The 15,260-nt window shown below is 32.2% G+C and carries 11 protein-coding genes; 6 read left to right on the forward strand and 5 right to left on the reverse strand.

The window, feature by feature from the left end; all coding sequences use genetic code 11:
- Positions 1-226: 226 nt before the first annotated feature.
- The 6 genes from HPY79_07820 (at position 227) to HPY79_07845 (ending at position 7,593) form a co-directional block, all read left to right on the forward strand.
- Positions 227-1,459 carry a DNA/RNA non-specific endonuclease gene (locus HPY79_07820; GenBank protein ID NSW45703.1) on the forward strand — a complete coding sequence of 411 codons (1,233 nt, stop codon included), beginning with the start codon at positions 227-229 and terminating at the stop codon, positions 1,457-1,459.
- A gap of 128 nt (positions 1,460-1,587) precedes the next feature.
- On the forward strand, positions 1,588-3,975 hold the full coding sequence (locus tag HPY79_07825) for a PD40 domain-containing protein (protein ID NSW45704.1): 2,388 nt from the start codon (positions 1,588-1,590) through the stop codon (positions 3,973-3,975).
- Positions 3,976-3,977: 2 nt separating this feature from the next.
- A complete protein-coding gene (locus HPY79_07830) occupies positions 3,978-4,526 on the forward strand; it encodes a YfiR family protein (GenBank protein ID NSW45705.1) in 549 nt (182 codons plus the stop codon).
- The gene (locus HPY79_07835) at positions 4,507-6,414 is read left to right on the forward strand and encodes a response regulator (GenBank protein NSW45706.1); all 1,908 of its coding nucleotides are present in this window, start codon (positions 4,507-4,509) and stop codon (positions 6,412-6,414) included. The genes HPY79_07830 and HPY79_07835 overlap by 20 nt, the downstream gene beginning before the upstream one ends.
- A 23-nt stretch (positions 6,415-6,437) precedes the next feature.
- Positions 6,438-6,788, forward strand: a complete 351-nt coding sequence (locus HPY79_07840; GenBank protein NSW45707.1) for an Hpt domain-containing protein — start codon at positions 6,438-6,440, stop codon at positions 6,786-6,788.
- A gap of 46 nt (positions 6,789-6,834) precedes the next feature.
- A complete protein-coding gene (locus HPY79_07845) occupies positions 6,835-7,593 on the forward strand; it encodes a toxin-antitoxin system YwqK family antitoxin (protein ID NSW45708.1) in 759 nt (252 codons plus the stop codon).
- Here HPY79_07845 and HPY79_07850 read toward each other — a convergent pair.
- The 5 genes from HPY79_07850 to uvrB all read right to left on the reverse strand — a co-directional run bounded on the left by HPY79_07850 (position 7,530) and on the right by uvrB (position 15,233).
- On the reverse strand, positions 7,530-8,009 hold the full coding sequence (locus HPY79_07850) for a hypothetical protein (GenBank protein ID NSW45709.1): 480 nt from the start codon (positions 8,007-8,009) through the stop codon (positions 7,530-7,532). The genes HPY79_07845 and HPY79_07850 overlap by 64 nt on opposite strands.
- Positions 7,990-8,547 carry a GNAT family N-acetyltransferase gene (locus tag HPY79_07855; GenBank protein ID NSW45710.1) on the reverse strand — a complete coding sequence of 186 codons (558 nt, stop codon included), beginning with the start codon at positions 8,545-8,547 and terminating at the stop codon, positions 7,990-7,992. The genes HPY79_07850 and HPY79_07855 overlap by 20 nt, the downstream gene beginning before the upstream one ends.
- 5 nt (positions 8,548-8,552) lie before the next feature.
- Positions 8,553-10,502 (reverse strand): ABC-F family ATP-binding cassette domain-containing protein, encoded by a 1,950-nt coding sequence (locus HPY79_07860; protein ID NSW45711.1) that lies wholly within the window; start codon positions 10,500-10,502, stop codon positions 8,553-8,555.
- Positions 10,499-13,123 carry an alanine--tRNA ligase gene (alaS, locus tag HPY79_07865; GenBank protein ID NSW45712.1) on the reverse strand — a complete coding sequence of 875 codons (2,625 nt, stop codon included), beginning with the start codon at positions 13,121-13,123 and terminating at the stop codon, positions 10,499-10,501. The genes HPY79_07860 and alaS overlap by 4 nt, the downstream gene beginning before the upstream one ends.
- 106 nt (positions 13,124-13,229) lie before the next feature.
- On the reverse strand, positions 13,230-15,233 hold the full coding sequence (gene uvrB, locus HPY79_07870) for an excinuclease ABC subunit UvrB (protein ID NSW45713.1): 2,004 nt from the start codon (positions 15,231-15,233) through the stop codon (positions 13,230-13,232).
- Positions 15,234-15,260: the final 27 nt, after the last annotated feature.

The raw sequence follows: 15,260 nt of genomic DNA on the forward strand, positions 1-15,260 counted from the left end.
GTCATATTTCCTGATTTTTCTAATTTCATAACGCTAAAATAACCATTATTTCTGGAATTTTAAATAAAAACATCAATAAGTTATTAACAATCACATATTTGCATGTTAATAGCCTTGCAAAGGACTCTATTTTTAGGTATTTCAAACAATTTCAGAAAAGCATTTTTTTATTCACAAAGATATACGATTATTTAGTATTTTTATGCTTTAAAAAATATCATAAAATATGAAAATCATTAAACTATTGACCATTTTGCTTGCATGCATTACATTTGGTAGTTTATTCTCACAATCTGATACAGAAAATAAAATTAAGAATATTGAAAAAAGAATAAAACTATTAAGTGATAGTCAAATCGATTATTATAAACAGCTCGAAGTATATAAACACAAATGGATTCAAGAGCAATTAAAAAAATATGCCATACCTAAAATAACCGAAGAAGGTTTTTTGGTTTACCATTCTGCCATGGCTTTATTTTATATCGAAAAATATGGACAATCGAAATGGGTGGCTCATATGATTTTGCCCGATATTGCCACTGGTATCGAAACCAGAACCAACGATTTTAGACAAGACAGCCTTATTTCTGTTGGTACACCCGATAAAATCGATTATTTTAATTCGGGCTATGACCGCGGACACTTAGCCCCATCTGCCGATTTCCGATGGTCAAGAAAAGCGTTAAGCGAATCGTATTATTATTCGAATATGTCACCTCAAAAACCTGAATTTAATCGTGGTAAATGGTCACAAGTCGAAGATTTTCTTCGTCAATATGTAATTTATTCGGGGCACCCTATTTTTGTAATTACAGGTGGACTCCTTAACGATACCATCAAAAAAAGCATAGGAATAAAGAAAAAAATAAAAGTACCTCCCTACTTTTATAAAATAGCAGTTGACTTAGAAACTAAGCCTGCACAAGCCATAGCTTTCTATATGCTCAATGGAACCAATACTAAACCTATTATATCATACACCATTCCTATTGATAGCATTGAAAAAAAAACCGGTATAGACTTTTTCTATTTACTACCCGATACACTCGAAAATCGATTAGAAGCAATGAACGATGTTACTCTATGGCAATCAAAAGAAACAAAGGGCAATGTTAAACCATTGGAAGCAGAAGAGCTACCTAAAGGTGCTATTAATACTGTTGAAGCAGAAAAATATGTAAACCAAAAAGCCACAGTTTGTGGTACTGTTGTCGTTACTCGTGTTTTAAAAGATAACAAAGGCGTAGTTGTTAACTTAGACCAACGATTCCCTAACAATCTTTTTTCATTTACCATTTGGCAAAATAACATTCCTAACTTTAGCTACGAGCCAGCAAGTTATTTACTAAACAAAAAAATTTGTGTTACTGGCGAAATAAGCCTCTATCGAGGTAAGCCTACTACCGATGTTAGAAACGAAAAAGCAATTGAATTTTTAAACGACGAAAAAGAATAACCTAAATACAAAATATACGTAAAACATGCAAATCTATTTTTAGAGTGATACTTAAACTTAAACATACTATATTCATTATATTTGTAATGTCGCTCTTGACAGATTCACTACTAATTCTTTCTCAAAACATGCCACAAAGCAAAAAGAAACTACAAAAAATGGCTCAAAATTATTTCGACAACGAACAATTCGACAAAGCACTCCCATATTATCTCAAATTAGACAGTTTAGAGCCTAATAATTTTGAAACTAAATATTATATCGGAGCCTGTTATTTGAATTCATCTCAAGACAAAACTCAAGGAATCCCCTATTTAGAATTTGCGATTAAAAAAGGCGAAGCACTTTTGCCAAGTGTTGTATTTTACGATTTAGCAACTCTTTACCATTTAAACTATCAGTTCGACGAAGCCATTGAAATGCTCAAAAAATTTATCGATCGAGCTCCCAAAACCGATATTTTATTAAATAAAGCCAATTATTTAATTAAAAATTGTCAAAATGCGAAACAATTGCAAACTGTTGCCAATAATATTGACCTTATACGACTTGAAAAAAATATCAATACAGAAAATAGCGAAACAACCCCATTTATTTCAGCCGATGAAAATCAACTTTATTTCACCCGAACTTTTTATAAAAAAAACGCAGGTATTGAATTTGAAACTGCAAAAGAGATTTACTTAGCCACTAAAACAAACGAACAAACATTTGACATAAAAAAAATTAATTTTGAAAACAGTCAATTAAAAGCCTCCGTGTCATTAGCCGGTATATCGCCCGATGGCGAAACCCTATTCTTTGCAATTGGAGATGAAAACAATGCCGATATATATGCTTGTAAAATAAATAACGGTTCACTCGGTCCTCTTATTAAGCTCCCCGATATCATTAACTCACCCTATGCAGAAACCACCATAAGTGTTAGCCCTGATGGACGTACTTATTATTTTTCAAGCAATAGACCCGGAGGTTACGGTGGCAAAGATTTATATAGAGCCATTATGGACGACCATAACGAATGGTCTGTAATTGAAAATCTTGGACCATCAATAAATACAGAATTAGACGAAGATGCACCTTTTATACACCCAGATTCAAAAACACTTTATTTTTCATCTAAAGGACATAACAGTATTGGCGGCTACGACATTTTTTACTCACATAATATCAATAAAAACGAATGGGAATACCCTACCAATATCGGATTTCCAATAAACACCCCAACCGATAATGTGGGCTTTGTAATTACTGCCGATGGAAATAATGCCTATTTTACTTCATACAGCAATGATAATAAATATGATATTTATATTGCTATTCTTCATAAAACAATTCCTTTAACAATGGTAAAAGGTGTTATACGCGGTGGAGACCCTCCCAAGCCAATTAAAGCACGTATAAGAGTTATTGACAAAGAAACCAATCAATTAATCAAGTATGTTTACAATCCTAATCCAAAAACAGGTAAATACTTAATGATATTCCCTCCAAATAAAAACTACGATATGATTATCGAAGCCGAAAATTATTTGCCTCAACTCGTCAATATATACATCCCAAATCAAACCTATTTTTATGAACTATATCAAGAAATTTTTTTAAAACAAGTTAAAGTAAGCAAAAACGATACAGCTATTGGTCAAGAAATTAGAATATCTAACACCTTTTATGATATATATAAAACCGATATATCCGATAGCATTCTTACTATAGAACAACAAAAACGCCAAAAACACGTTGACGAGCTTCTTAAACTGGTAGAAAATATTATTACCACTACCGATAGTTTAACCATTGAACAAGTAGAAAAAACACTTACCAAAGACACTTCTATAAACAAAGAATATTTAACAAAAAATCGTTACAATAAATTACTCGACCTAGTGGAAACAGCTATCGAAAAAACAGACTCTACTACCCTTCAACTATTAGACGCCAATGCTATCTATAATGATGTAACCAATAAAATATTTTTTTACGGAACTCAACTTAACGAACAAAAAATGTCAAAAATTATTATCGGCAATGATACATTATACACCCTTCCGGCAATTAACACCATAAAACCTCTCGAAATAAAAACTCCATCCGTAGTTCAAATTAAAAACGATAGCATATTTAAACCAGTAAAAAAAGAACCCGATTTCAGAAATTGTCCTGACAGTTGCAAAAAATACATATACATAAACTATATATTTTTCAAGTCTGGCAAAAATAATATTGAAAATAAATATATAAACACATTAAAAGATATTGTTCAACTTATTTTAGCCAATCCTGATATTGGTATTGAGCTTAATGGATACGCAGACCCCAAGGGTGACAATCAAAAAAACTTAGAATTATCAAGAAAAAGAGCAAGTGCTGTGGCTAACTTTTTTGTTAACAATCAAATCTCACCTCGAAGAATAATAATTAACGGAAAAGGAGAAGTAGGAAACGAAACCGACGAAGACCTTACACTTCATCGAAGAACTGAAATAAAATTATTCGAAATTAAAGTTAAAGAATAAAAATGAAAATTTATAAATTCATATTATTCATTAACTTCATCCTCTTAAGTTATGCAACAAAAGCACAACAATACACCGAATATGAATTAAAATCTGCTTATTTATTTAATTTTGCCAAATTCATTACCTACCCACCTTCAACCTTTAATTCAACTCGAGACCCATTTATTATTGGCGTTTACGGAAATGATGCTTTTTTAGATGTATTACAAAATATTATTAAAGGTAAAAACATAAATGGTAGAAACGTAATTGCTATTAGTATTAACCAAATCGAAGATATTCAAAACTGTCAAATCGTTTTTTTTTCAAAAACTACTCGCAATCAAATTTTAATGTTTTTAGAATATATAAACAATAAACCTATTCTAAGCGTAGGGGACAATATTGAAGATTTTTGTGAAAATGGCGGAATCATTAATTTTACTCCTCAAAACGATCATAAACGCTTTGAAATAAACCCTAATGCTGCTCAACGTTCTAATCTTATTATAAGCTCTAAATTATTAGCATTAGCTAGAATTGTGAACGATGTCGAAAATAAGTTTTAAAAACATATCATTTAAGTATAAGATCATTGCAGTTATATTGCTGGTTTCGTTTCTAACACAATTTGTTGGAACAATTATCTATATTATTTTCGATAAACGCGATTTTCAGCTAAGTACTATCAGAGAATTAAACATTACGGGCGATATTATTGCCAATAATTCCGTTGCAACCCTCCTATTTAACGACCCATTAGAAGCCACAAAGGTTTTACAATCACTCAATACGAATCCTTATATTACTAAAACTGCCATTTATACCTCACAATTAAAAACATTTGCCGAAGTCGAAAAAAAGAAATTTTTTCATTACATTAATCCTATTAAAACCTCAAAAGATACCATTTTACAATCCGATTCCACATTTATTTTAATTAAACCTATTGTCGATCAAAGCGAAAACAATAAAATTATTGGCTATTTATACATAAGTCGCGAATTAACCGACTATTATAACCAATTTAAGCAAATCATTTCCATCAATTTAATCATTGCTGTTTTTCTATTGTTTTTTGCTTTTATTATAGCAACACAACTTCAAAAAATAATATCACAACCTATTTTAAGATTATCTTCTATCGTAAAAAAGATTGCTCAAAGTCGCGATTTCTCGATGCGAATCAACAAACGAGGCAACGACGAAGTTGGACAACTCATAGATATTTTTAACCATTTACTTCAAACCATTGAGTTACAAAATCGTGAACTTATTAAAGCTAAAGACGAAGCAATTAAACTAGCAAACACCAAACAACAATTCTTAGCAAATATGAGTCACGAAATTAGAACACCTATGAATGCCATTATTGGTATGATAAACATGCTTCAAAACACCAAATTATCTGATGAACAAAAAGAATATTTAAACCACATCCATCTATCAAGCAACAATTTACTTGTTATTATTAACGATATTCTCGATATTTCAAAAATTGAAAGTGGTAAAATTATTTTCGAAAAACATCGCTTCAACCTTAATGATACACTCGATAATATTCAAAAAATGTTTGAACCTAAAATTCTTGAAAAAGGATTAACATTTAATATAAAAAAAGATCCCCAATTACCTGTATTTTGGCTTGGCGATCAGGTACGTTTAAACCAAATTCTCATCAATTTAGTTGGAAATGCCGTAAAATTTACCCTACAAGGAAGCATCGAACTCCACGTTGAACTCAAACAACAAGTTAACGACAATATTTTTGAATTATTATTTAAAGTAAGCGATACAGGAATCGGTATTCCCGCCGATAGAAAAGAAAGCATTTTCGACAGTTTTACTCAAGCCTCAAACGACACCACCCGCAAATTTGGAGGAACGGGTTTGGGACTTACCATTGCCAAACAATTAGTAGAATTGCAAAATGGTAAAATTTGGTTCGATAGCGAAGTTAATCAGGGAACTTGTTTTTACTTTTACATTCCATTAGAAAAAACAAACCCTCCTACTTTAACCGAAATTCAAGCAAAAGCAGAATATTCCCTAATTAAAAACATCGATATATCTATTTTTCAAAATGCAATTATCTTAGTCGCAGAAGATAATCAGCTTAATCAATTTCTAATAAAAACACTTTTAATAAAACAAAACTTCAAAAATATACTTATTGCCAACAACGGAAAAGAAGCCATTGAATTATTACAAAACCACAACGTAAATTTAATACTAATGGATTTACACATGCCAGAAATGGACGGCTACGAAACCACTCATTTTATTCGAAACAATTTTACCAATGACAAGCAAAAAATACCCATTATTGCACTTACTGCAGCTGTTATACAAGGAGAAAAAGAAAAATGTCTGGCTATAGGCATGAACGATTACATTTCTAAACCATTTAATCCTAATGAATTATTTGAAAAAATCATTTTTTACTTAAACAAATAATCATATATTTACAAAAAAAATCAATGAAAGAAATACCCGATTTTTCATATTTAAACGAAGTGAGTGGTGGCGATTATACCATTATGCTTGAATTTATTCAAATATTTAAAGAGCAACTTCCCGAATTTATACAACAACTTAACGAAGCTATTCAAAATAAAAATTATAAACAAGTAGCAGCTATTGCTCATAAGGCTAAATCTACTGTTTCAATATTTGGCATGCACAGATGGGCAACACTATTAAAACAACTACAGATCGATATCAATCAAAACCATATTCCAGATAACCTTTCACAAATTGTAATTGATTTTGAAAAAGATTCACTAGAAACCATTGAAAAGGCATTGCAATATGCAGAAAAAAATAAATAAATACCTTACTTTACTAATTATCATGATTATGGCGGTAAAATGCAATATGTTTACAGCATCAGAAAAAGATTTAGTATATATAAAAGGTATTTATTACTATAAAAACACAAAAAAACCTTTTAACGGCATTACTAAAGATTACGATTCACTTGGAAATATTTATTCCGAATACAATTATAAAAATGGCAAACGATTTGGCAAAGCCCAAATTTGGTGGAGTAATGGTAAATTAGAATTTGAAGGAACATATGTAAATGGGCTTAAAGAAGGATTATTTAAAGGTTGGTATCCTAATGGACAAATAGGCACTATTCGAAATTACAAAGGAGGTCTTGAACATGGAGAGTGGAAAATATGGCACGAAAACGGGAACCTTAAAGAAAAAGGCCAATATGAAAAAGGTCTAAAAGTAGGTAAATGGAACTGGTACTACGAAAACGGGAAACTTTGGATAGAAATTAATTTTTGTAATGGATTAGAAAACGGAACATGGACAGCATGGTATCCCAATGGTCAAAAAAGAGAGGTTATTAATTATTCTAAAGGCAAAAAAAATGGACTTTGGCAAGAATGGAACGAAAAAGGTCGTTTATTATCTAAAGGTTTATACATTAACGATAAAGAAAATGGCAACTGGTACTATTTCTATCCAAATGGAAAGCTAAAAACTGAAATGTACTACGAAAATGGAAAATTAATATTTGAACAAAACTACGATACGCTGGGTAAACCCATAAAAAACTACTCAACTTCGTTATCTTCTTTCACTTCTTCAGATACCTCTTCTAATAAACGGTTAAAATAATTTTTTAAAGTCTGTGAAGTCTGCATCGAAGAAAGTAAATCATTATCTTTTTGCAAAAAACGTAATCGCAATACACGTTTCTCATCTATTTTTTCATTTTTTGATATTACACATACCTTAAAATTTCCATTTTTAAAAAAACCATGATATAATTCCACACGAATTTTAGCTTCAATGCTATCTATGGTTACATTATTCCATGTTAGTTTTCCATTTATTTCTTCGGTTTCACCCCACTTTTCTTTAAGTAAATCTAAAACAGCTATAGCAGAATCGCGTATTTCTAAATACGAAATTATTTTATTATCAGTACTAATTTCGCGTATAATTGATGCTTCAGGCCTTGATTCATCTTGAGCTTTAACAGCTAAAGTAATTAGCAATAATAATACAATATTAAAAATCCATTTTGCCATATTGATTCATATATTCATCGAACAACATTCGATAAAGTTTACTATCATAAAACGTTCCATTTACAAAAAAATTTTCTTTTAAAGTAGCTTCGTAAACAAATCCAAATTTTTCAAAAAAGCGAATGCTACGATCGTTATTTTGATGAATCTGCGCTTCAATTCGATGCAAGCCCTCTTCTGCATAAGCGTAAAACAATAACTCTTTTAGAGCTTTAGTCATTATGCCTCTACCCCAATACTTACTATCTAAAAAGCATCCTACCGATGCAAACTGATGATATAAATCGACTGTAAGAGAAATATCACCTATATATTTTTCACCCAAAAGCAAAAACCAAATATAAAAATCGGCTTTTGTACAATATTTGCTTAATAATTGTTTAGCTTCTTTTGTATTCTTAATAATAGAAAAACCACTATATCGAACTATTTCCTCATTTCCGTATAAACGCATTACTTCATTTGCATATTGTTCAATCATTTCTTCCTTAAGCGGAATTAAGTGATAGTTTTCAAAATCTATACGATGAGGATTCATAACTTTTAATTTGTTTTCTTTTCATTTAGCAACAATCCTAATTCTTCGCTCCATAAATCCCATTGTTCATATAGTAAATTTAAGTCATTTTTCATTTTTTCGTATTTCTCAAACCATGTATAATCAGACATTATGCTTTCATCAGCTTTTGCAATTAAATCTTCGGCTTCTTTAATTTTAACTTCTAACTCTGCTATTTCTTTCTCAGTTTTTTCAATTTGATTTTCTAATTTTCTGATGCGTTTATCAAATTCTTTTTTTTCTAAATAGTTTTGCTGATTACTTTTCTTTTCTAAAGTCTTTTCAATAGCATAATTATTAACATTACGATTAAACAAAAGTTGTAAATTTTCGGCTTTCTTTTTTTTCAGAAATTCCCATATATCTCCATCATATTGCTTAAGTTTTCCGTTACTAATTTCAACAATTTTATCAGTTAGCCCATCTAAAAAATCTCTATCGTGCGATACAATCAGCACTGTGCCATCGTATTGTTTGATTGCCTTCTTTAAAATTTCTTTTGAAGATACATCTAAATGATTGGTAGGCTCGTCGAGTACTAAAAAATTAACAGGTTCTAATAAAAGTTTAGCTAATAATAAACGTGCACGTTCGCCACCCGATAATACACTTACTCGTTTGTATACATCATCGTTGCTAAACAAAAAATAACCCAATATATTACGAATTTTTGGTCTAATATCAATAGGTGCAATATCTTCAATGGTTTGTATAACAGTTTTATTTAGATCGAGTACTTCATCTTGATTTTGAGCATAATAGCCAATTTTAACCTGATAGCCTTGTTTTACTATTCCCTGAGCTTCTATTTGTTGAGTAATTATTTTAACTAAAGTTGTTTTGCCTTCACCATTTTTTCCTACTAAAGCTATTTTCTGACCTCTTTCAATGGTAAAATCGATATCGTTTAGTACTTGATGGTTGCCATAATTTTTTGTTAAACCTTTTAATTCGAATACTACTGTACCACAATGAAGTGCAGGCGGAAAAACAATATTAATATTTTTATTATCAACTTCGTCAATTTCAATTTTTTCAATCTTTTCGAGTTGTTTTATTCGTGCTTGAACCTGATTGGCCTTTGTCGCTTTATATCTAAATCGTTCAATAAAACGCTCGGTTTGTTCTATTTCTTTTTGCTGATTTGCATAGGCTTGTTTTTGTAGTTCTATTTGATTCTGTCTAAATTCTACAAATGCAGAATAAGGCATATCATAATCAAAGATTCGCCCATTAACAATTTCAATAGTACGCTTAGTAACATGATTTAAAAAAGCTGTGTCGTGCGAAACAATAACCACCGCTCCATCATATATGGTTAAATAATCTTCGAGCCATTGTATCGATTCAATATCAAGGTGATTGGTTGGCTCATCAAGCAAAAGCACTTTGGGTTTCTGCAATAATATTTTTGCAAGTTCAATTCGCATTCTCCATCCTCCACTAAATTCCTGAGTAGGACGGTTAAAATCTGCACGACGAAAACCTAAACCCAACAATACCTGTTCCATCTGCTCCTCTATGGTATGTGCGCTTAAATAATGTAATCTATCATTCAACAAATGAATTTCGTCTAAAATTTTATTTAAATCTTTTTCATTGTTCTGCACTTTTTCTATTTGATCATGTAAATTTTCAAGACGCTCTTGTAAAGTTACAATTTCGCTAAAAGCAGTTTTTACTTCGAACCACAGAGTAGTAGTATCGCTTGCTGGTATATATTGGGGTAGATAACCAAAAGTGATTTCTTTTGGGCGTGAAATAATTCCTTCTTGAGGGGTTAAATGTCCTAAAATTAGCTCAAATAAAGTGGTTTTACCCGCTCCATTTCTGCCTATTAACCCAATCTTATCTTTCTCGCGAATAAGAAAAGATATTTGATTAAAAATATCTTGAGCTCCGTAACTAAATGATACTTTATTGAGTGCTATCATTTGCTCAACAACGAAAATAATTTTTCATTTATTTTTTGTAAACCATTCAAATTACTGCCTCCTGCTGTAGCATAAAAGGGTTGCCCTCCACCACCACCTTGTATTTCTTTTGCCAATTCTTTTATCCATTGTGATGCATTATATTTAGAATTTTGTACTAAATCGTCACTCAAACCAAGAGCTAAAAAGGGTTTTCCATTGCTTACAGAATAAAGAAAAACGACTGTTTGATTATCGTTTTTTAATTGGAATATCAAATCGCGCAATACATCAGTTGAAGGAACATCTACTTGTTGAGCAATAACATTATGGTTATTAATCATTACTTTTTTTAAACGTAATTCAACCAATAAAGACTTTATTTTTTCGCGTAATAAATCGTCATACTTTTTTTGCAACTCCTTGTTAGTATTAAAAAGTTGTTCAACAGATTTGATAACATCTTTAGGATTATTAAACAGGGCTTTTACCTGCTTCAAGTCTTTAACGGATTGGTTTAACCATTTCCAAGCCTCTACATTAGTAACCGCTTCTATTCTTCTTATTCCAGCTGCAATGGCCGATTCAGAAATAATTTTAAATAAACCTATAGTTGCAGTATTTTTAACATGGGTTCCACCGCAAAGCTCTATAGACGAACCAAATTTTACCACTCTCACTTCGTTACCATATTTTTCACCAAATAAAGCCATTGCTCCCATTTTCTTCGCTTCTTCAATTGGAATACTTCTATATTCTTGTAAATCAATAGCATTCCATATACGTTCATTAACTAAATTCTCAACTTTTTCGATTTCTTCGTCACTCATTTTTTGCATATGCGAAAAGTCGAAACGCAGGTATTCGGCATTTACCAGCGAACCACGCTGCTCAACATGATTTCCCAACACCTGACGCAGGGCTTCATGTAACAAATGCGTGGCTGAGTGATTTCGCTCGGTCAACTTTCGCTTTTCTTCATCAACCTGCGCAGTATAAACAGCATGAGGGTTAGACGGCAATTGATTGCAAATATGAATACTTAAACGATTTTCTTTTATCGTGTTTAAAATATTTATTTTTTCGTTCCCGTTAATCAACCATCCACAATCGCCTACTTGCCCACCGCTTTCTGCATAAAATGGAGTTTGGGCAAGTACCAAATGATATTGTACTTTACCTTTTTGTTCTACTTTTCGATATTTTATAATTTGTGTATCAATACACATAGTATCATAGCCAACAAAAATGCTATCTTCGCCTTGTATTAGCTCAACCCAGTCAGAGGCATCTACTTGAGCAGCTTTTCGTGAGCGTTCTTTCTGTTCGTTTAAACAAACATTGAATTTTTCTAAATCAACTTCTAAACCATTTTCACGAGCTAATATTTGAGTTAAATCGATAGGGAAACCATATGTATCGTACAATTCAAATGCAAATTCACCAGAAAGTATAGGTTTAGTTTGTAATAATTTTTTTTCTTTATCGATATAAGCTTCAAAACGTTTTATACCCGTTTCGAGGGTTCGTAGAAAAGAATTTTCTTCTTCCATAATGACTTTTTCAATGAGCGTTTGCTGCTTTTTCAATTCTTCGAAATAACCACCCATTTGATTTACTAACAAACTAACAAGTTTATATATAAATGGCTCATCGAAATGTAAATAGGTATATCCGTAACGTATTGCCCTTCGCAATATTCGCCTAATAACATAACCAGCACCCGTATTAGAAGGCAACTGTCCATCGGCAATGGCAAAAGATATTGCCCTTAAATGATCGGCAACAACTCTCATTGCCACATCTGTTGTATTATTGTTTCCATAAGGGACATTTGCCATTTGGGCTATTTGCTGAATAATAGGTTGAAATACATCGGTGTCGTAATTAGATTTTTTTCCCTGCATAACCATACATAAACGTTCAAAACCCATACCCGTATCGACATGTTTATTGGGCAATGGTTCTAGATTACCATCGGCTTTGCGATTAAATTGAATAAATACCAAATTCCATATTTCGATTACCAACGAATGTCCTTTATTTACCAATTGATCGCCAGGAATTTTGGCTATTTCATGCTCATCTCTCAAATCGATATGAATCTCAGAACAAGGTCCACAAGGTCCTGTCTCTCCCATTTCCCAGAAATTATCTTTACGTGACCCCATTAAAATACGGCTAGCGTCAATCCATTGTTTCCAATAATGGTATGCTTCGGTATCGGCTTCTAAACCTTCATCGGCAGAACCTTCGAAAACGGTAACGTATAATCGCGATTTATCAATTTTTAAAACTTCGGTAAGAAATTCCCAAGCCCAAGCAATAGCCTCTTTTTTAAAATAATCGCCAAACGACCAGTTACCCAACATCTCGAACATTGTATGATGATAAGTATCATGTCCTACTTCTTCCAAATCGTTGTGTTTACCCGAGACCCTTAAACATTTTTGCGAATTAGCAACACGTAAATATTCAGGTTGTTTATTTCCTAAAAAAATATCTTTAAACTGGTTCATACCAGCATTGGTAAACATCAAGGTTGGGTCGTTTTTTACCACAATAGGCGAAGATGGAACAAATTGATGTTGTTTTTGTTTAAAAAATTCAATAAAAGCAGTCCTTATCTTAGCAGATTCCATAAATTAAATATTTTATGTGCAAAGTTAGCAGAAATAATTCTTTTTGCATAAGATGTTTTCAATTGGAATATAAATCCAATACTTCAATATTTATTATTATTTTGTATCACTGTTTTTCTTTCAATAACTTTTGAAGGCGAAACATTTCGTCTCTGTACATAGCAGCCTCCATAAAATCGAGATTTTTTGCAGCATCCAGCATCTTGCGTTGACATTCCTTAATCGCCTTTTCCAATTGTTTTGCGTTCATATACTGGCTTACCGGATCGGCAGCTAACGAATTATCATTTTCAATGGTATATTCTGCTTCGGATTTTCGCTCTGTAGCTAACGATTTAGTTGTTTTAATTATTTGTTTCGGAGTGATATTATTTTCGATATTGTATTTCATTTGTTTTTCTCTTCTACGTTGCGTTTCGTCAATGGTTTTACGCATTGAGTCCGTTATTTTATCGGCATACATAATTACTTTACCCTCAAGGTGTCGTGCAGCTCTCCCCGCTGTTTGAGTTAACGAACGTTCTGAACGTAAGAACCCTTCTTTATCTGCATCTAAAATTGCCACTAAACTTACTTCGGGCAAATCTAAGCCTTCACGCAAAAGGTTTACTCCCACCAAGACATCGAATTGACCATTTCGCAAGCCATCCATTATCTCAATACGTTTTAAGGTATCTACATCTGAATGAATATAACTGCACTTAATATTCAAATCAAGCAAATATTTGTTGAGTTCTTCTGCCATACGTTTAGTAAGAGTAGTTACAAGTACACGTTGCTTTTTACTAACACGTTCTCGTATCTCTTTCAGTAAATCGTCTATCTGATACTGACTGGGGCGAACTTCGATAATGGGGTCAAGAATACCGGTAGGACGAACCACTTGCTCAACAATAATTCCTCCACTTAATTTTAGTTCTTCTTCGGCTGGTGTAGCACTTACAAAAATTACCTGATTGACCAACGACATAAATTCCTCGTATCGCAAAGGGCGGTTATCTTTAGCAGCTGGCAAACGAAAACCATATTCGACCAAATTATCTTTACGACTCCGGTCACCACCATACATGCCCCTAAGTTGTGGAAGCGTTACATGGCTTTCATCAATAATGGTAATAAAATCTTTCGGAAAGTAATCGAGTAAACAGAAAGGCCTACTCCCTGGTTGGCGTCCATCAAAATAGCGAGAATAATTTTCAATACCAGAACAATAACCAAGTTCTTTAATCATTTCTAAATCGAAGGTAACGCGTTCTTCTAATCTTTTAGCTTCTATTAAACGATTGTTTCGCTTAAAAAAATCGATTTGTAATATTAAGTCATTTTGAATTTGCTCAATTGCTTTGTGAAGCCTACTTTTTGAGGTAACAAAAATATTTGCTGGGTATATTGGGTATTCTTGATATTCCTCTATGGTTCTACCCGTTTCAGGATCGATGGTATAAATTTCTTCAATGGTATCGCCCCAAAATATTACTCGCAATGCCTCATCTCCATATGCTAAAAACACATCAACGGTTTCACCTTTCACCCTAAAGTTACCGCGTTTAAATTCGACTTCGCTTCTTGAATAAAGCGAATCGACTAATTTTCGTAAAAGTGTATCACGTGCAATCTTCTGATAACGTTTAATATGAATTACATTCTCATAAAAATCATCAGGATTTCCGATACCATATATACAACTTACCGATGAAACAACAATGACATCACGACGTCCTGACAACAATGCAGATGTCGCCGATAAGCGTAATTTTTCAATTTCATCATTGATAGATAAATCTTTTTCGATATAAGTATCTGTAGCAGGGATATATGCTTCGGGTTGATAATAATCGTAATACGATACAAAATATTCAACCTTATTTTTTGGAAAAAATTGCTTAAACTCACTATACAATTGAGCGGCTAAGGTTTTATTATGACTTAACACTAATGTAGGTCGGTTAACTTTTGACAAAACATTAGCAATAGTAAATGTCTTACCCGACCCTGTAACTCCTAATAATGTTTGAAACTTCGTATTCGCTTTTAAACCATTGACCAATTGATCAATAGCATAGGGCTGATCGCCAGTTGGTTGAAATGATGAATGCAACTCAAAATTCATAACACAAAATTAATAAATCTTAAATTT

The sequence above is a fragment of the Bacteroidales bacterium genome (genome assembly GCA_013314715.1).
In the GTDB taxonomy this organism is placed as follows: Bacteria; Bacteroidota; Bacteroidia; order Bacteroidales; family GWA2-32-17; genus Ch61.

Bases quoted from the DNA above. Each gene is read 5' to 3' on its own strand.
- alaS (NSW45712.1), bottom strand. From the start codon at position 13,123: ATGGAATCTGCTAAGATAAGGACTGCTTTTATTGAATTTTTTAAACAA.
- HPY79_07855 (NSW45710.1), bottom strand. From the start codon at position 8,547: ATGAATCCTCATCGTATAGATTTTGAAAACTATCACTTAATTCCGCTT.
- HPY79_07820 (NSW45703.1), top strand. From the start codon at position 227: ATGAAAATCATTAAACTATTGACCATTTTGCTTGCATGCATTACATTT.
- HPY79_07845 (NSW45708.1), top strand. From the start codon at position 6,835: ATGTTTACAGCATCAGAAAAAGATTTAGTATATATAAAAGGTATTTAT.
- HPY79_07860 (NSW45711.1), bottom strand. From the start codon at position 10,502: ATGATAGCACTCAATAAAGTATCATTTAGTTACGGAGCTCAAGATATT.
- HPY79_07840 (NSW45707.1), top strand. From the start codon at position 6,438: ATGAAAGAAATACCCGATTTTTCATATTTAAACGAAGTGAGTGGTGGC.
- HPY79_07830 (NSW45705.1), top strand. From the start codon at position 3,978: ATGAAAATTTATAAATTCATATTATTCATTAACTTCATCCTCTTAAGT.
- HPY79_07835 (NSW45706.1), top strand. From the start codon at position 4,507: ATGTCGAAAATAAGTTTTAAAAACATATCATTTAAGTATAAGATCATT.
- uvrB (NSW45713.1), bottom strand. From the start codon at position 15,233: ATGAATTTTGAGTTGCATTCATCATTTCAACCAACTGGCGATCAGCCC.
- HPY79_07825 (NSW45704.1), top strand. From the start codon at position 1,588: ATGCCACAAAGCAAAAAGAAACTACAAAAAATGGCTCAAAATTATTTC.
- HPY79_07850 (NSW45709.1), bottom strand. From the start codon at position 8,009: ATGGCAAAATGGATTTTTAATATTGTATTATTATTGCTAATTACTTTA.